General features: G+C 45.3%; 18 protein-coding genes. 9 read left to right on the top strand and 9 right to left on the bottom strand.

Annotated features, from left to right (window positions below):
• Positions 1-56: 56 nt before the first annotated feature.
• The 4 genes from F7R24_RS11440 to F7R24_RS11425 all read right to left on the bottom strand — a co-directional run bounded on the left by F7R24_RS11440 (position 57) and on the right by F7R24_RS11425 (position 3227).
• A complete protein-coding gene (locus F7R24_RS11440; RefSeq protein WP_151671388.1) occupies positions 57-968 on the bottom strand; it encodes a metallophosphoesterase family protein in 912 nt (303 codons plus the stop codon).
• The gene (locus tag F7R24_RS11435; protein WP_151671387.1) at positions 952-2358 is read right to left on the bottom strand and encodes an SLC5/6 family protein; all 1407 of its coding nucleotides are present in this window, start codon (positions 2356-2358) and stop codon (positions 952-954) included. Before F7R24_RS11435 ends, F7R24_RS11440 begins: the two co-directional genes overlap by 17 nt.
• An 84-nt stretch (positions 2359-2442) precedes the next feature.
• Positions 2443-2655, bottom strand: coding sequence for a zf-HC2 domain-containing protein (locus tag F7R24_RS11430; RefSeq protein WP_151671386.1), 213 nt, complete (start codon positions 2653-2655; stop codon positions 2443-2445).
• A complete protein-coding gene (locus F7R24_RS11425) occupies positions 2655-3227 on the bottom strand; it encodes a sigma-70 family RNA polymerase sigma factor (protein ID WP_151671385.1) in 573 nt (190 codons plus the stop codon). The genes F7R24_RS11430 and F7R24_RS11425 overlap by 1 nt, the downstream gene beginning before the upstream one ends.
• Before the next feature lie 265 nt (positions 3228-3492).
• Here F7R24_RS11425 and F7R24_RS11420 point away from each other — a divergent pair, with 265 nt between their 5' ends.
• Genes F7R24_RS11420 through F7R24_RS11405 form a run of 4 tightly spaced genes read left to right on the top strand, consistent with a single transcriptional unit; the run spans position 3493 to position 5987 of the window.
• Positions 3493-3804 (top strand): BufA1 family periplasmic bufferin-type metallophore, encoded by a 312-nt coding sequence (locus F7R24_RS11420; protein WP_151671384.1) that lies wholly within the window; start codon positions 3493-3495, stop codon positions 3802-3804.
• A 26-nt stretch (positions 3805-3830) separates the two neighbouring features.
• Positions 3831-4739, top strand: coding sequence for an MNIO family bufferin maturase (bufB, locus tag F7R24_RS11415; protein ID WP_240776094.1), 909 nt, complete (start codon positions 3831-3833; stop codon positions 4737-4739).
• Positions 4732-5508 carry an HvfC/BufC N-terminal domain-containing protein gene (locus tag F7R24_RS11410; protein WP_151671383.1) on the top strand — a complete coding sequence of 259 codons (777 nt, stop codon included), beginning with the start codon at positions 4732-4734 and terminating at the stop codon, positions 5506-5508. Before bufB ends, F7R24_RS11410 begins: the two co-directional genes overlap by 8 nt.
• Positions 5505-5987, top strand: coding sequence for a DoxX family protein (locus F7R24_RS11405; RefSeq protein WP_151671382.1), 483 nt, complete (start codon positions 5505-5507; stop codon positions 5985-5987). Before F7R24_RS11410 ends, F7R24_RS11405 begins: the two co-directional genes overlap by 4 nt.
• On the opposite strand, the gene F7R24_RS11400 is transcribed toward F7R24_RS11405, so the two are convergent.
• Positions 5978-6781: a sterol desaturase family protein gene (locus F7R24_RS11400; protein WP_151671381.1), complete on the bottom strand. Its 804-nt coding sequence runs from the start codon at positions 6779-6781 to the stop codon at positions 5978-5980. The genes F7R24_RS11405 and F7R24_RS11400 overlap by 10 nt on opposite strands.
• Before the next feature lie 20 nt (positions 6782-6801).
• Complete coding sequence (arsS, locus tag F7R24_RS11395) at positions 6802-7767, bottom strand: arsenosugar biosynthesis radical SAM (seleno)protein ArsS (protein ID WP_151671380.1); 966 nt, start codon at positions 7765-7767, stop codon at positions 6802-6804.
• Between the two features lie 149 nt (positions 7768-7916).
• Here arsS and mtnP point away from each other — a divergent pair, with 149 nt between their 5' ends.
• The 4 genes from mtnP to lipA all read left to right on the top strand — a co-directional run bounded on the left by mtnP (position 7917) and on the right by lipA (position 13670).
• Positions 7917-8852: an S-methyl-5'-thioadenosine phosphorylase gene (mtnP, locus tag F7R24_RS11390; protein ID WP_206057531.1), complete on the top strand. Its 936-nt coding sequence runs from the start codon at positions 7917-7919 to the stop codon at positions 8850-8852.
• A 97-nt stretch (positions 8853-8949) separates the two neighbouring features.
• On the top strand, positions 8950-11613 hold the full coding sequence (locus tag F7R24_RS11385; protein WP_151671379.1) for a transporter substrate-binding domain-containing diguanylate cyclase: 2664 nt from the start codon (positions 8950-8952) through the stop codon (positions 11611-11613).
• Positions 11614-11690: 77 nt separating this feature from the next.
• Positions 11691-12548 carry a PA4780 family RIO1-like protein kinase gene (locus F7R24_RS11380; RefSeq protein ID WP_151671378.1) on the top strand — a complete coding sequence of 286 codons (858 nt, stop codon included), beginning with the start codon at positions 11691-11693 and terminating at the stop codon, positions 12546-12548.
• 78 nt (positions 12549-12626) lie between these two features.
• On the top strand, positions 12627-13670 hold the full coding sequence (lipA, locus tag F7R24_RS11375; RefSeq protein WP_151671377.1) for a lipoyl synthase: 1044 nt from the start codon (positions 12627-12629) through the stop codon (positions 13668-13670).
• 56 nt (positions 13671-13726) lie between these two features.
• Here lipA and fdxA read toward each other — a convergent pair whose 3' ends face one another.
• From fdxA to F7R24_RS11360, 3 genes are all read right to left on the bottom strand, one after another.
• Positions 13727-14050, bottom strand: coding sequence for a ferredoxin FdxA (fdxA, locus tag F7R24_RS11370; RefSeq protein ID WP_151671376.1), 324 nt, complete (start codon positions 14048-14050; stop codon positions 13727-13729).
• Positions 14051-14111: 61 nt separating this feature from the next.
• Positions 14112-14492: a DUF2237 family protein gene (locus tag F7R24_RS11365; protein WP_151671375.1), complete on the bottom strand. Its 381-nt coding sequence runs from the start codon at positions 14490-14492 to the stop codon at positions 14112-14114.
• A 19-nt stretch (positions 14493-14511) separates the two neighbouring features.
• On the bottom strand, positions 14512-15819 hold the full coding sequence (locus tag F7R24_RS11360) for an NAD(P)/FAD-dependent oxidoreductase (protein ID WP_151671374.1): 1308 nt from the start codon (positions 15817-15819) through the stop codon (positions 14512-14514).
• A gap of 246 nt (positions 15820-16065) precedes the next feature.
• Here F7R24_RS11360 and F7R24_RS11355 point away from each other — a divergent pair, with 246 nt between their 5' ends.
• Positions 16066-17082, top strand: coding sequence for an AbrB family transcriptional regulator (locus F7R24_RS11355; protein WP_151671373.1), 1017 nt, complete (start codon positions 16066-16068; stop codon positions 17080-17082).
• Positions 17083-17140: the final 58 nt, after the last annotated feature.

Below are 17140 nucleotides of genomic sequence, written 5' to 3'. Positions count from 1 at the left end.
CGTATCCATCACGGTGTTTCTTACACTCTCTATGACTTAAACGCTGATCAAATCATCTAAGGTTTTTTACTTCCCTGTGCAATTCTTTCCCAATAGGAGATCCAGGCATCAGAACCTGCTGGCCACAAGGAGAGAAACAGTGTTGTCCAAGCATCCTGATCGTAGAATAGCGGTAAGGCTTCATACACCAACCCCTGATAGGTCGTCGAATATAGCGGTTTACGATGCCCCGCCGTTTGGGCAATTCGTGTAACGATTCCATAACAGCCATCATTAAAATTTGGCATTCCGGCTGCACCGTTGTTAATCACCACACCTGACGGAAATTGACGACAGACCGCTTGGCAAGTATGAGAAGACGCAAACGCATCGACTTCAGCCTCAGTTAACCAGCCTTGAATGAGTGCTTGTTGTTCCGGCAGATCGATGCCTTCTGCATCAAAGCCCCATCCTGCCAAGGATGTTGCATCACCATGCACGACTGCCACTCGTCTTCCGGCGACCTCAGCAACAACAAAACTGGGTAAATTTCTTAGCCAGTCTAACAGTAACTCATCCTTGGGAAGACACGACTGTAACCGTCGATGAATTTGATTTGATCGATCGACAAGGGCTTGCTCAACCCTTTCCGGATAGGCACAACCACAACCGACATTCACAGAGTCTAGTCGACAGAGCTCTTTCTCAACATTTCCGCTAATCGCTTGATACTTAGCCACTCGATCATTGATGCATCGAAACAACTCAGTCTCGGCATCAAACCAGTGAAAATCGCCATTGAAGATTAATTGCGCATCCGCCTCTTCCGCAACCATCGACTCTAAACATTCAAGAGCATAAGGGTTGCCATAAAGACCGCCTGCCACATATAGCACTTCGGTAGAAAGACAGGCTTTCGTTGCAGCAATTTGCTGGGGAGAATAACGGTAATCGATCGGACAACTTCGCCCTTCACGCATATTGCTCATCGCTAACCTCACTCTGTTTAGGCTTTAACCCCAGTGCAAAACTAAGCACACCCACCGCCAAAATAAACAGGGTGATCACCAACAGCTTGCTATAGCTGTGAGTGAAACCCGTGAGATCACCTAACAGACTCATGTAACCCGAGGTTTCCAGAAAATAGAGCACTGATCCGAGTACCGCAACGATGAAATTCACCGCAAAACTCCAGCGTGCCACATCGCGTTTTAACCAGATATTGAAAATAATCACCGGTGTTAAAAATAACGAGGCCGTTCCGCTGACGGCTACCGCAGCAAAAAGGTCATCGGTGCCCACATAGACTAGAAATAGTCCTCCCAGCATAAACAACAACATAGCCCACCGACCCGTAGCAGGTGTCGCTTGCCCTATTTTCATTTCTACCACCGCCAAGCGTGAGGCACTGGATAACGTAGAATCCATGGTTGATGCCGCAGAAATAATCAGCGCCATACCCACTAACAGCATGACGGGTGTGCCAAACAATCGCTGCAAGGTACCCATCAGTTCCTCTTCACCCATGCGATGTAAACCGGCGAAAACACCCAATAAACCGAACAACAGGATAAACAACGTGGATATCCAGAAGGCATGGATGAAGCTTTTGCGTGTTGTTTGACGATCCGCCAATAAGCCTCGATCCATCATCACAGGGTCATGCAGTGGGTAACTGATGACCTGTAAAAGAGCAACGATCAGCAAAATCCAACCCGGATTATTGAGCTCAGGTGAACTACTTAAGATCGAGGGCCATTCAAATGCCTGATGTGTTAACAGCAACACCATTAAGCCCGCCAAAATGACCAATAAAATCAACATCTGCTGAACATCGGTTTTCAAAGAAGCACTCAACCCTCCTCGCATGGAATACACTAGGGTTAACCCTGCAACCAATAGAATCGATAGTTGCCAAGCACCTGATCCCACTGCGCCAAACACGATACCTACGACCAGTAGATTAGCAAACACTTCGGAGAGCAACCGAAGTGAGACCAGCAGGTTGTATGCGTAGGAGCCTAAGCGACCAAAGTGACGCACAAAAAATGTTTGAATACTGGTTTCACCGTGATGAAACCGAAGACGATCAATGATAAGCCAGCCGGTCAGAAATGAGCCGTAATAAACCGCATAGGCGAGCGTGCCCGCTATACCGAACAAGTAGCCAAGGATCGCAGCATTTAATAGTGAGCGAGCAAATATCCAAGTCGTGACTTGTGAAAGCGTTAGAGTCCAAACACTGGGTATTTTGCCCTGGTCTGAACCGCTAAAAAACCCCTCCGCTGTTTTAACTGCAGGTGCCGTGATTAAGGTAAAGACGGCAATCGCAAGCAAAGCGATGACCATGACATACATTTGCATTGATGAAGCTAACATCGATCTATCCTCTTTTCATATTTACAGGATAAGTCGAATGAAGTGGGTGTTTTCTTACAACGTAGATAACAATTCTTTTGTGCCCTATTCATCTGTTTCTGGCTTGATATGACCCTCGCGAATCATGCGTTCATACCACTGCTGTCCAGCCTGATGAATCAGTTCCAGTTGTTGATCACAACGATGACAACTTTTGCACATCATGAGATGAAATTTAAGACTGATTTTTTTGTTAAGAGAGATTTCACGATCCAATCGAGAAGACATCAATTGCGTCGCTTGGTGACAGGTCAACATCACTTATTCCCTTCCGCTACCCAGCCTTTTTCAAGACACTGGCGCAACTTCATTCGGGCTCGGTAAAGAATGACCGAGCAGTTATTTTCAGTAATATTGAGTAAAGAGCAAATCTCCTCAATATCCACCTCCATCAATTCGCGCAACGAAAATATACGGGCGGGAACATCAGGCAAATGGATCATGCAAGCATCGAAGACTCGCCAAAAATGGCTGCTGGCCAGCACCGCTTCAGGATCCCCCCAATCTTGAGGTCGATGATCATCCTGCCAACGCTCGTTTTCACGAAACTGTTTATCCAGCTCGTCCTGCCAGCTATCGTCAGAATCGGATATCCAGTAGGCACGGCGCTTCTCTGATCGAAATACATCTAAAATTTTAAATTTTAAAATACCAAACACCCAGGTCTCGAACTGACTGCGACCATCAAAGTCTTCTTGCTTTGTCAAGGCTACGATCAGCGCTTCCTGTACCACATCCTCGGCTTCATCACTGTTACGTAGTTGAAGCCGAGCAAACGACAATAACCGTGGCCGCAGCGTTTCAATTCGCTTTTCGTAGTCATTAAGCATCTGAGTGGGGTGCCTTATCTAGTTTTCACGTAGCAATTAAATAGCATATTTTTCAAATTTTGACACTTAAAAAAGAGCCCCTGAATTGATCTTTTTAACCCTCATTTTCATCGGCATTTCGTGTCTAAATAAGCAGCAAAAAACTGCCATATTTTGGTGCAGAACTGTTTAACGAAATTTTTTTAATTTTATGTGTAAGAAAGTTCAATCCACCTCGACAAACGAATGTAACACCTAACATTCAATCATCAATGAGGTACACAAAATGACAACTATCAACAAAAAACTGACATCTGCATCGTTAGCAATGGCCTTCGGCACAGCGATCTCTTTAGCGGCCCTTTCTGGAACGGCTGTCGCTGCGGAAGGAGCGATGGAGAAATGTTATGGGGTTGCACTAGCAGGCCAGAACGATTGTAAAGCAGGACCGGGCACGTCGTGTGCGGGTTCATCCACAAAAGACTATCAAGGCAATGCGTGGTCCTTAGTACCTGAAGGAACCTGTGTTCAAGTTGAATCACCTACCTCTGCCACTGGGTTTGGCCAATTAAATGAATTTACCGAGGTTAACAGCTAGTCACTAATCAATAAAAGGATTCCGCCGTGTCTGATCTAGCCTTATCAAAAGCGTGCACTGCTCTTGACCCAATTCAACACATGCTATCGACAGATGTCGGTATTGGGTTAAAACCAGAGCACTTTAAAGAGATTCTTCAGTTTTTACCTGAGCTTGGTTTTTTTGAGATTCATGCTGAAAACTATATGGTCGACGGCGGACCCCTTCACTTTTACCTCAGTAAGATTAGAGAACATTATCCTTTATCCATTCATGGTGTTGGTTTATCAATTGGCGCTCAAGCACCGGTTGATGAGGCACATCTGGATCGTCTTAATCTTTTACTGAACCGTTACCAACCTGAGCTATTTTCAGAGCATTTAGCCTGGTCCACACACCAGGGTCATTATCTCAATGATTTGCTACCGGTTCCTTATACGCAGCAATCGCTAAAGCATATTTGCGAACAAGTAGACCATGTGCAAACTCGCTTGGGCCGACGCATGCTTCTTGAAAATCCAGCCACTTACGTAGAATTCGACAACTCGGATATGACTGAAGAAGTCTTCATTACCGAGATTATTAAAACGACAGGCTGCGGACTACTGATTGATATTAATAATGTCTATGTATCCTGCATCAATCATCATCGTGACCCTTTAGGGTATATACAAGCACTGCCATTAACTGCAGTCGGCGAAATTCACCTTGCTGGTTTTGCGACAGATCAAGACAGTGATGGATCTCCTCTTTTAATTGATAGCCACGATTCAGAAGTTGCAGCGCCGGTATGGAATCTCTACCAAAAAGCCTTGCAGTTAATGGGTCCTCGTCCGACTTTGTTGGAACGCGACGGCAATGTACCCGGATTAGCTGTCTTGCATGAAGAGGCCAAACAGGCAAAAGTGTTTTTAATGATTCAAGCCGAACAACAACTCAGGAGTCCGTATGCATAATGCCTTTAACGAATCATTACTCAATCCGGACGCAGCCATACCAAAAGGATTAGCTTGCTGGAATCAAACCGATTGCTATGAACGGTTTTCGGTTTACCGAAATAATGTCATGAGCTCATTGATCAATGTTCTTGCAGGAAACTTTCCTGTTATCGAACAATTGGTGGGGCAGCGTTTTTTTCGCGCTATGGCAAAGGAATATGTGATGCAATGTCCACCTGACGTACCCATGATGGTCAAATATGGGCGATCGTTTGCCAAATTTATACACGATTTCCCACCTGCGAGATCAATCCCCTATCTCGAGGATATTGCAAAGTTAGAATTCGCCATTCAAGAAAGTCGTCATGCGGCAGACGTTCAACCTATTCAATTATCCAAACTCATCAACTTGATAGAAGATCAAAATAAGCTAAACAGCACCGGATTATTACTGGCACCCTCAACTCAGTTACTCAACTCTGCTTTCCCCCTGGCCTCTATTTGGTTTGCACATCAGCCTCAAGCAGAGATTCAACTCAATACTATCGCGCTTGACCAAGCTGAAAACGTGCTCCTTACAAGACCGCAATTGGATGTCGATATTCATCGAATTGACTTGGGAATGGCAAAATTTATTAACTCGTTGCTTAAAGGTTTATCGGTCACACAGGCTGCTGAACTTGCAAGTGAATTTTCATTTGAGCCTGTTGCTGCAATTCAACGACTCATCAAACAAAACGCGATTGTTGACCTAATCGATCTACCCTTCAAAGGAGCCATGCTATGAGTACCTTATTGATGATTTATCACCGACTGCTTCACTTGATGGAGCTAATTCCTCACGCATTGATTGCGTTATTAGGCCGATTTTCTATCGCTGCCGTTTTTTGGTTATCCGGTCAAACTAAGATTGAAGGATTTGCCATCAATATTATTAATGGAGAATACATATTCGGTTGGCCAACGTTAGCCCGTTCGACCATCTTTCTTTTTCAGTATGAATATCAACTACCACTGATACCTGCAGATATTGCTGCGGTACTAGCAACAATTGCTGAGCATGTCTTTCCAATACTGATTCTATTGGGTTTAGGCACACGTGTTTCTGCTTTAGCACTGCTGATCATGACAGCAGTGATTCAATTTCTAGTCTACCCTAGTGCTTATGCCCTTCATGGCGTATGGGCAGTCGTACTACTGTATTTGATGAAGAACGGTGCAGGTGTTTTTTCTCTAGATTACTTGATCCATAAACGTTATTCATGATGTTTTGTTCGACTGACAAAAGGCATGATTAACAAATGCTGTAACTTCAGCTTCTCGGGCTGCTGGGCATAATCCAAACCCAGCACCATGGTGGTATGACCATCCCGAGGTGCTTGGGTATAGCTGTTAAACATCCGATCCCAAATCGACAGAAAGAAGCCGTAGTTGCTATCGGTTTCGACACGATGCACCGAATGATGGATACGATGCATATCAGGGGTCACAATCAACCAACGTAAGCGGCGTTCAACGGTTTCTGGAAGACGCAGGTTTGAGTGATTAAACATGGACGATGCATTTAATAAAACTTCAAAAATAATCACTACCCAAGGGCTAATGCCCAGAGCGGCCACGACCACCACTTTGATCATCAATGACAAAAGAATTTCTATCGGATGAAAACGCAGTCCTGTGGTGGCATCCAGATCAAGATCGGCATGATGTACCTGATGCAAGCGCCATAACCAAGGCACTTGATGAAACACCACATGCTGCAGATAAATGGCCAAATCCAGCAACAAAATGCCAACCAACAGCATCAACCAAGCGGGCAGTTCAATCAGATTCAGTAACCCCCAGCCTTGCGCCTGCGCATAAATCGCCATGGCAACTGCAGCAGCACCTAAGGTTATGCGTTGCAACAAGCCACTAAGCGCAATTAAGCTGAAATTGATGGCAAAGCGCTGCAAACGACCCTGCCGCCAAGTTCGTCTCGGCCACATGCGTTCACACAACAGCATGCAAAGTAAAACACCGATAAATCCACTTAAACGTATGACGGCTTCGTTTTCCATTTAGCACCTTCTATCTTTCTTTATGCAACCAATGCACCACCACAGCTACTGCCTTGCCCTGCCGTGCAGCCGTAACAATGGTCTGCGATGCGAATGGGCGAACCGGATAGATCTGCATCTAATAACTCTTTTAAATAAACCGGTTCTTTTGCATCACCTAAGGGTAGCTTTAGCTGCTGATTAAAATCACAGTCATGCACCTGACCCAGATAATCCACAGACAGAGTATTTAGGCACATTAAACCCGGCAAGGTGGCTGAGTTGAAGTTGGCTTTCAGGAGCGTCATGTATTCATCAAAGGTACCTTTACTAATCAAGGTACTGCCAAAGCGCTGAATCGGCATATTGGTGAGGGTATAGAGGTCGTTAAAGACAATACCAAAATGCTCCTTTAGTTGTTCTTTATAGGCTTTTTCTAATGCTGGCTGAGGGGGTGGCAAGGAAGCACCGAGCGGGTTATACACCAAGTCCAATACCAACCCAGAAGCTTCATGCCCATAACCCAGCGCATTGAGCTTTTGTAAGCCCACAATACTGGCATCAAACACACCGTCACCCCGTTGAGCATTGACGTTTTCCGCTGAATAACAGGGCAAGGATGCAACCACTTTAACCTGATGTTGAGCTAAAAATTCTGCCGTATCTTCCTGACCGGGTTCACTTAAGATGGTCAAATTGCAGCGATCGATAACGGTTATCCCTCTGCTTCTCGCTTCTTTCACCAACCAGCGGAATTCAGGATGCAACTCAGGTGCGCCACCGGTGATATCTAGCGTATGAATACTGGGATGACGATCCAATGTCGCCAAGAGCAACTCAAGTGTTTCGTGTGTCATGGCTTCTTTACGTTTAGGGCTGGACGCCACATGACAATGAAAACAGGACTGATTACAGGTCAAGGTAATGTTGGCTTGAAGGACTTCTAAATTGCCACGTCGTAAGGGCGGAAAGTCGGTCGCAATTAATCGTGGCAGAGTATCTTTCATATAACACCTTTTAAGAAATAACAGCTTAGAAGAAAAAAGCTTAGTAATAACAATTTAGATACATCGGTACTGACGTTTCACGTGCAGTGATGGTTACTCAGTCGTATTCAAATGGTACTTTCTTACACTTTGACAGGATTTTTATTTTTTTGTCTATTGAAATCTACGTAAAACAGGTCATGATCGAATCACAAGACTATGAAGTTTGGAGGCGTGACGTGCAAAACACCCCGATCGGAATTATTGGTGGCAGTGGTCTTTATCAGATTGACGCCCTCGAGCAGCGTCAAGAACATTCCATCGAAACCCCCTATGGTCAACCCTCCGATGCACTGGTGACAGGAGAAATTGCCGGTGTTCCAGTGGTCTTTCTAGCGCGCCATGGTCGCCAGCATCACCTCATACCCAGCGAGATTCCCTTTCGCGCCAATATCTACGCGATGAAAAAACTGGGTGTTCGCCACTTACTCTCGTTTTCAGCCGTCGGCTCACTAACGGAAGACCTAGCACCGCTAGACATGGTGCTACCAGACCAATTTATTGACATGACGCGTCTACGCAAAAACACCTTTTTTGGCGAAGGTGCCGTCGCACATATCTCGATGGCAGACCCAACTTGCCAGGCACTTGCCAAGCGTTTTTCACAATCCGCACGATCCATTGCTGAAAATCAGGGCTTTAAACTAAAAACCCATGGTACTTATCTGTGTATCGAGGGGCCACAATTTTCGACTCGTGCCGAATCTCATTGGTATCGCAGTATCGGCGCGCAGGTGATCGGCATGACCAATATGCCGGAAGCACGTTTAGCCAAAGAAGCTCAAATCGCTTACATTACGCTTGGAATGGTCACCGACTTCGACTGCTGGCATCCAAAAGAACAACACGTCACAGCAGACTATGCCATCAGAAATCTGATGCAAAACAGCCAGCATGCCCAGGAAATCTTGCTGCATTTTTTACAACACCTGTCGGAGCCTTTACCGGAATCTGAAGCACATCAGGCGTTACGCGCGGGATTGGTAACACCAATAGAAAACCTGTCAGACAGTTGGAAAGAGCGAATCGATGTTTTGATGGGTTAACTGATTGGATGCTGTTGCTTATATTAAATTGTCATAGAGATTTCTGAATTGCCAATCAACGATTGATGATTCAAACACAATCAACTTATAATGAAACATGAATAAAAAATCGATTCATGTTTATATTACTCTATTGGTAAGCTTAATTCTTTTCAGCAAGCCATTGATTGCAGACGAGGTTAAACAGCTTACTCCGGTTACGGTGCAAATCAATTGGCACCATCAGTACCAATTTGCAGGTTTCTACGCCGCTATTGCTAAAGGTTATTATCGCGATGCGGGACTTGATGTCACGATCAACGCTTGGCAACCTGGAATCAATATTCGTGAAGAGGTTGTCAGTGGTCGCGCCACTTTTGGAACTGCCTACTCCAGCGTTATAGCAGACTTTATCAAAGGTCACCCGATCAAAGCCGTCATGACCTCTTTTCAGTACTCGCCAATGGTACTGTTGTCTAAAGAACCGATCACCGAACTTTACCAATTAAGTGGCAAAAGCGTATCACATTACAATAACTTACAAATACTCGCTTTACTTCACCGCGCTAAACCGGAAATTGATCAGCCTACCCGCACTTACCCACCCACGGGTGATATTAATGACTTTATTCAAGAACGTGTTGATCTCTATGGCGCTTACGAAACCAATGAGCCTTATCAACTAAACGAGCTTGGCGAATCCTATCACCTAGTCAAACCCGGTGATTTTGGGATTAACAGCGCTGAAGATCTAGTGATTACTTCCTATGAATTTGCCGCTGAACACCCCGATATTGTTCAAAAATTTCGCGACGCGACGATTGCAGGTTGGGACTATGCCATCACCCATCAACCAGAAATCGTCGATTTTATACTAGAGCACTACCCCGTTATCAAAAGCCGACAAGCACTATTATTCGAAGCACGCGCGACGACAAAATATGTCAGAACAGGAAGCACTCCAATTGGCACCTTAGACAGTGCCAGAATACTGGCTACCGCCGCCGAAGCGCGTGATGTCGGCCTAATTTCTCCCGAAGAGTTTCTTAGATTTAACCCCGAAGAACTGATAGCCCATAGCATTGACACAAACAGTCTAACTCAAGACGAGAGACTCTATCTTATCAATAATCCTGTTATTCGTATTGGTAACGATACTAACTGGGCACCTTTTGAATTTATTGATAGAGAGAGTGAATTTAAGGGTATTGTTGCTGATTATTTTCAATTATTTGAAGAACGATTGGGTGTAACATTTGAACCGGTTATCGATATCAACTGGTCAACCGTTGTCGCAATGACAAAGGCTAAGCAAATTGACATGCTATCAGCAGCAACACCCACCCCTGAACGGAAAGAATACCTTAACTTTACCACGTCATACTTAAGCTTTCCGATGGTTCTGGTGGGCAAAGCAACCACACTGTTTATCAATGATTACAGTGAACTTGCAGGCCAACCTGTCGCCGTTGTTAAAGACTATTGGTCACACGAGTATCTGCGTAATAACTATCCAGATATTAAACTAGTACTTGTAGAAGATGTCACTGAAGGTTTGAATGCGGTAGTTAACGGTAAAGCACTGGTGTACTCGGGTAATCTTGCTGTTATTAACTACACTCAGCAACGTCTCGGCATTACCGGGTTACAAGTTGTCGGCCAGTCAGATCAACGCTTTGAATTAGCCATCGGCGTGCACAAAGATAATCCATTACTGCATAGCATTATGCAAAAAACACTGGATAGCATAACCCCTGACGAACATCGTAAAATCTATACCGATTGGATTAGCTTAGAACTAGTGACCCGACTGGATGAACGACAAATCATCCACATTGCATTAATTGTAGCCCTCATATTGGCATTAATGCTGGCTTGGGTACTGACTTATCGTTTCCAAAAAACACGCTTACAAACCTACATCCATCAAGTACACAATCTGACCTACGCGAGCGTTTTTGACCCTAATACCTGTCAAATTATCTGGGCCAGCCAGCGCTATTGCGATTTAACCAGCTACACAGAGACCGAACTCAAAAAACTAACCCTTGAAGATCGCTCCGACTTAGATATGTCACCCGCAACCTTTCAACCGATCAAAGAAAACCTGTTAATGGGTCAAACCTGGGCAGGTGAATTGGAAGGCAAAACTAAACTGGGTAGCAGTTATTGGGTTGATTTGACCTTAACTCCGCAGAAAAACTGGTTAGGAAAAATTCACCAAATTTTGGCGACTCGCATCGATATCAGTGACAAAAAGCGAATAGAAGAACTGTCGATCAAAGATGACCTCACTCGTCTTTATAACCGTCGTTATCTACACCAAATTTTTCATAATGAAATGGGAAGAGTTCGGCGCAAAAAACTGAATGTTGCGTTTGCGCTATTTGACCTCGACTACTTTAAGCTTGTTAATGATCATTACGGCCATGAGCATGGCGACCAAGTTCTGATAAAAGTCGCAGAACTAGCCGCTAATTTCTTCAATCGTGCTGATGACTTTCTCTTTCGCATCGGCGGTGAGGAGTTCTTAGTCATAACCCATGACACAGATACAGAGAAATTTGCACAGCATCTGCAAAGCTTTTGTGACGCCATCATCAATCTTCACATAGAGAATCACAGCACCGATATCGGCTATCTATCCGTATCCATCGGTGCGGGTGTTTGGCCTGCCACCAACGTAAACGACTTTGTAGACGTCTACGGACAACTGGATCGCGCACTTTATAAAGCGAAACATCAAGGTCGCAACTGTGTCGTCATGGTGGGTAAGGTATAATCACCTCAATGCGTTTAAGACGTTCAACCTAATATGCCTAAATACAGGCTGCACATGCCACCGGACATAGACTATTTATGAAAATACCCAAAAGATTACAGCCGCTCGTAGAAGATGGCATGATCGACGAAGTGATCAGCCAACTGATGAGCGGCAAAGAGGCCGAAGTCTATGTTGTGCGCTGTGGCGATGAGGTGCGCTGCGCTAAGGTGTTCAAAGAAGCCAGCAAACGTAGCTTCAAGCAAGCGGTTCAGTACCAAGAAGGGCGCAAGGTTCGTAATACCCGTCGAGCCCGAGCCATGTCTAAAAAAACGCAATATGGACAAAAAGAGCAGGAAAATGCTTGGTTAAACGCTGAAGTCGAAGCGCTGTATCAACTCGCTTCAGCCGGTGTCAGAGTTCCGAAGCCCTATGGTTTTATTGATGGCGTGCTATTAATGGAGCTAATTACCGATGCTGAGGGCTACGTTGCTCCTCGTTTAGATGACGTTACCCTTAGCCCAGAAGACGCGAAAGTTTGGCATCAACAAGTCATTGAAGAAGTCGTACGCATGCTATGTGCAGGATTAGTGCATGGCGATCTTTCTGAGTTTAATGTCCTGTTAGACGCTCAAGGGCCCGTCATTATCGACCTGCCTCAAGCAGTCAATGCCGCCGGTAATAATAGCGCCAGCATGATGCTTGAGCGAGACGTCAATACCATGCGTGCCTACTTTGGCCGTTTCGCACCTGAACTGCTAAAAACAGAGTTTGCACGAGAGATGTGGTCTTTATATGAATCTGGCAAGCTACACGCTGATAGCCAGCTCACGGGTATTTACACCTACGATGAAACCCATGCTGATGTAGACGAGTTAATGGCGGTTATCGATGCTGCCAGTGAAGAAGAAAGTGAACGTTTGCAGCGAATGCATGCCGAACAGAATGATGATTAGTGCTAGAATTATCCTATAAACACATTACCTAGCATCAGGTGATCGTGAATAAGATATAAACGCGGAGTGCAACACTCAATGAGTAAACATGAAAACCGTATATCCAGCGGCCAAAAGTTTCGCAACGAATTAGGCATTGCAGCGATCAAAGATGGCGTTAAGCAATCGCATAACACCGCACCTGAAATTTATACCCGCAAACCCGAATGGTTGCGTGCCAAAATGCCGGGTGGCGAGCGTTTTAATGACGTTATGCGTAACGTGACTGAGCATAAATTAAGTACCGTCTGCCAAGAAGCGCATTGCCCTAATATTGGCGAGTGCTGGAACTCTGGCACGGCGACCATTATGTTGATGGGCTCAGTCTGTACCCGCGCATGCAAATTTTGCGCGGTAGATACCGGTAACCCTAAAGGTTGGCTGGATCGGGATGAACCTGAAAATACCGCTAAGTCTGTCGAATTGATGGCATTGCGCTATATCGTTCTCACATCGGTTGATCGGGATGATCTTAACGATGGTGGCGCTGCCCATTATGCCGCCTGCATCTCAGCCATTAAGGCCAGAACACCTGAGGTCATCGTAGAAGCGCTGACGCCAGACTTTGACGGTGTTGAAGCCAATATCGAAAAAGTGCTCGATTCAGGCCTTGAAGTCTTTGCTCAAAACATCGAAACGGTGCGACGATTGACTCACCCCGTGCGTGACATACGAGCAGGCTATGAGAAGACCCTTCGAGTACTCGAATATGCCAAGCAATATCGTCCTGATGTGATCACCAAAACCAGTATTATGGTCGGCCTGGGTGAAACGGATGAAGAGATTTATGAAACCTTTGATGACCTGCGCGCCATCGGCGTCGATATTGTCACCCTAGGTCAGTACTTGCGCCCAACCAAAAATCATTTACCCGTTGAGCGTTACGTCACACCTGAACAGTTCAATATCTATCGTGAAGTAGGACTGGAAAAAGGTTTTATGGAAGTACCGTCTGGCCCGATGGTTCGGTCTAGCTATCGTGCCGATCGAGTGTTTGAGAAAAACAATCTAGGCCTAGCTGCACCTGGCGAGGTTCCCGTCAGCAAAAAACCAAATCAGATCGAGCTAAAACAGATCGGTTAATGTTGCGTTGGCACTGCAGTCGTTAAACAGACTGTCAGTGCCCTCTCACTATCACTCTAGCGAATCAATTCTTGACGCTTTCCTGCCACACCATTTTGCTCATCTGCCCCCTCTAAGGGGTCTTTACGCTGAGTAATATTCGGCCATATCTCGGCTAGCTCAGCATTAATCTTGATGAATTCAATCTGATCTTCAGGCACCTCGTCGTCACAAGCGATGGCATCGGCAGGGCATTCTGAAACACACAAAGCACAATCGATACACTCATCAGGATGGATAACCAGAAAGTTAGGACCCTCGTAGAAACAATCTACAGGGCACACATCCACACAATCGGTATATTTACATTTAATACAGTTTTCAAGGACAACAAATGCCATGATGATCTCGTCTTAGGTTCAATGCACAGGCTAATCTGAACTATAAAATAGCACACTGCTACTAGGATAGTTGATACTGCTGTAAAAGCTCCAGAGGAACGACACTTAAAGCCGTTTTTTCGCATGCTTCCAATATGATAGGAGGCGCACAACCCTTTTCATGAGCTTCTTTCCACCTAGATGCACATAAGCACCACTTATCTCCCGGCTTCAAACCCGGAAAACCATAGGCAGGCATAGGTGTCGATAAATCATTACCACGACGTTGAGTAAAGGTTAAAAATTCCTCAGTGACAATGGCACAAATCACATGACGACCAAAATCACTTTGATCTGTTCGGCAATAGCCATCTCTGAAATAACCTGTTTTGATGACACTGCAGCAAGGTTGCAAGGGTTTGCCTAATACATTCAACTTATTCACTGGATTATCCGTACCCATGCTGGGCTCCTTAACAAACTCAATGTAACTTCAATCGTGGTCGTATCACTCGATTAATTCTGGCCACAAACGCAATCAGAGCCGTTTTGAAAAAACCATAAATCGCAATTTGATGAAGCCGGTAAAGGGATACGTAGACGATACGGGCCACTTTACCTTCAATCATCATACTACCCTTACTGAGATTTCCCATCAGGCTTCCGACGGTAGAGTAATTGCTGAGTGAGACCATCGAGCCATAATCCTTGTATTCATAGGCTGGCAGAGGCTCATTCTCGAGTACTTTTTTGAACTGTTTGAAAACAAAACTTGCCATTTGATGAGCCGCTTGTGCACGAGGAGGCACTAGACTCTTACCATCTGGCATCAAGCAGGCAGCACAGTCACCGATGGCGAAAATGGTTGGATCGAGAGTGCATCGCAAGTCAGGATTCACCACAAGCTGATTTCTGGCGTTCACCTCCAAGCCGTCTAACTCTCGCAAAAAGTCAGGAGCCTTTATACCCGCTGCCCAGACCTTTAATTCTGCTTTGATCTCTTCGTTATTTTGAGTCAATAAATGATCTTGAGTGACTGCGGCGACTTGGGTGTTGGTTTTAACTTTGACACCTAGTTTTTCCAACTCAACATGAGCAGCACTCGATAAACGTTCAGGTAATGCACCCAAAATTCGCGGACCAGCCTCTATTAAATTGACCTCTAGTTGACTTCGATTTAGCTTTGATAAGCCATAGGCACCTAGCTCTTTAGCCGCATGAAAAATCTCTGCAGAAAGCTCTACACCCGTCGCACCCGCTCCAACAATGGCAATACGCAGATGACCTTCGGCTTCAGAACTTGCTCGCAACCAGGCCTCTAACAAATGGTGATGAAAACGCTCAGCTTGATAGCGATTATCCAAAAAGGCGCAATGCTCTCTGACCCCTTCAATACCAAAATCATGGGTTTGACTGCCTACCGCTAGGACTAGGTAGTCATAGCTAAGGGTACGAATCGGCAGAACAACTTCTCCATCAATACCCGTAACCGGAGCTAAAAACAGTATTTTTTTTGTGCGATCAATATTTTCTAAACGCCCAATTTGAAATTTAAACCGAGCACTTCTAGCCTGTGCTCGATAATTCAACTCGTCGATGCCCGGATCAAGAGAGCCGGAGGCTACCTCATGCAGTAATGGTTTCCAGATATGTGTGGGGTCTTCATCAACTAGAGTGACCTGCAAACCTTTGCGAGCGTAGGCTCTACCCAAACGAGTGGCTAGCTCTAAACCGCCTGCTCCACCACCCACAATGACGACGTGCTTATTAAAAATTGTCGATGATGTCATGCAAAGGTTCTCTCATTTCGGTTGGGTTGAGTAGTCCGAATATTACACTCAATTCGTGATGCGTCTATTCTAAAGGTGAAATTCGCAAAAAGATCCTGATTCACTCGGATAAAGCACTTTATGGTGCCTAGAATTTTCTAGTAGTTGGATATCCTATAATATCGCAGACTTTTGACTTCATTCAGTATCAAGATACGTTCACTTTTTCTCAAACCCTTAAAAGAAACGTTAAACGGTTAATTAACATTGAAAACAGCTTATACATTGATCATTGGAGTACTAGGAGGCTGGGTCGCTTGGTGGCTCGGCCTTCCATTACCTTGGATGCTGGGACCCCTTATTCTGGTCATGATCCTAGCAATCAAAGGGGTTCCTGTTCATGTCAATCGACAAGCGAATCAATTTTTCTTAGGTGTATTAGGCTTCTGGTTAGGCACAGGTTTCGAGGCAGGCTTACTAAAAGAACTGGCGACTTGGTACCCCAGTGTTCTCGTCATGCTTCTTTCTGTTGCAGTGACACTGATAGTGAACACGCTGGTTTTTAAAAAACTGGCTGGACTGGATATCATCACCTCGGTCTTTTCCTCGCTACCAGGAACCATGAATGCGGTCGTGATTCAGGGTGAAAAACTCGGCGGAGATGCTCGCTGGATAGCGATAGCACAGACTCTTCGGATTGCATTGGTCGTCATCAGTACGTCAATGATTTTCTATTTTATGCCAGGGCAGGGATTAGAAAACCCAAGCACCGAACTCGGCAAGCTAACACACTTAGGCTGGTTAGCACTCGTGCCTGTCGGATGGTGGTTAGCTAAGCAATTACGCCTGCCGATGGCTGAATTCCTAGGTCCAATGCTCATCAGCGCATCCCTCTCTTTAACCATCGTCGATATTGAACTGCCCAGTTGGATCATGATCATTACCTTTGTGGTACTGGGCTCTGGTATAGGTAGCCGATTTTCAGGAGCCTGCATCACGCAACTTTTAAAGGTGAGCCGTTACGCGGTGTTGGCAACCAGTTTAGGCATGCTAATCGCGGCGATTTTTGCCTTTGTAACATGGAAACTCACGGCTATTCCGCTGTCACATGCATTTCTGGCACTCGTTCCCGGTGGTGTAGGTGAGATGGCACTGATTGCGACTGCCGCAGGCATTAATCCTATCTATGTGGTGTATATACACCTGATTCGGCTGTTCGTATTAATCCTCTCCGCGCCTCTGTTGAGTTATCTGCTGACGCGTTATCAACGAAAGCATCTTTAACAGCTTAAAACCTAGCGCTAACATGCAGGCTAGGCTTTAACTAAAAGCGTTTTCACAA

Origin of the sequence: Nitrincola schmidtii (assembly GCF_008973715.1) — a bacterium.
Lineage (GTDB): Bacteria > Pseudomonadota > Gammaproteobacteria > Pseudomonadales > Balneatricaceae > Nitrincola > Nitrincola schmidtii.
Note: the sequence above shows the minus strand (reverse complement) of the source record. Positions and strands in the feature narration are given on the sequence as shown.

Coding starts and splice junctions, on each gene's coding strand:
- fdxA (WP_151671376.1), bottom strand. CDS start 14,050: ATGGCATTTGTTGTCCTTGAAAACTGTATTAAATGTAAATATACCGAT.
- F7R24_RS11400 (WP_151671381.1), bottom strand. CDS start 6,781: ATGGAAAACGAAGCCGTCATACGTTTAAGTGGATTTATCGGTGTTTTA.
- arsS (WP_151671380.1), bottom strand. CDS start 7,767: ATGAAAGATACTCTGCCACGATTAATTGCGACCGACTTTCCGCCCTTA.
- F7R24_RS11430 (WP_151671386.1), bottom strand. CDS start 2,655: ATGTTGACCTGTCACCAAGCGACGCAATTGATGTCTTCTCGATTGGAT.
- F7R24_RS11385 (WP_151671379.1), top strand. CDS start 8,950: ATGAATAAAAAATCGATTCATGTTTATATTACTCTATTGGTAAGCTTA.
- F7R24_RS11440 (WP_151671388.1), bottom strand. CDS start 968: ATGAGCAATATGCGTGAAGGGCGAAGTTGTCCGATCGATTACCGTTAT.
- F7R24_RS11365 (WP_151671375.1), bottom strand. CDS start 14,492: ATGGGTACGGATAATCCAGTGAATAAGTTGAATGTATTAGGCAAACCC.
- F7R24_RS11380 (WP_151671378.1), top strand. CDS start 11,691: ATGAAAATACCCAAAAGATTACAGCCGCTCGTAGAAGATGGCATGATC.
- lipA (WP_151671377.1), top strand. CDS start 12,627: ATGAGTAAACATGAAAACCGTATATCCAGCGGCCAAAAGTTTCGCAAC.
- F7R24_RS11360 (WP_151671374.1), bottom strand. CDS start 15,819: ATGACATCATCGACAATTTTTAATAAGCACGTCGTCATTGTGGGTGGT.
- F7R24_RS11420 (WP_151671384.1), top strand. CDS start 3,493: ATGACAACTATCAACAAAAAACTGACATCTGCATCGTTAGCAATGGCC.
- F7R24_RS11435 (WP_151671387.1), bottom strand. CDS start 2,358: ATGTTAGCTTCATCAATGCAAATGTATGTCATGGTCATCGCTTTGCTT.
- F7R24_RS11405 (WP_151671382.1), top strand. CDS start 5,505: ATGAGTACCTTATTGATGATTTATCACCGACTGCTTCACTTGATGGAG.
- F7R24_RS11410 (WP_151671383.1), top strand. CDS start 4,732: ATGCATAATGCCTTTAACGAATCATTACTCAATCCGGACGCAGCCATA.
- F7R24_RS11425 (WP_151671385.1), bottom strand. CDS start 3,227: ATGCTTAATGACTACGAAAAGCGAATTGAAACGCTGCGGCCACGGTTA.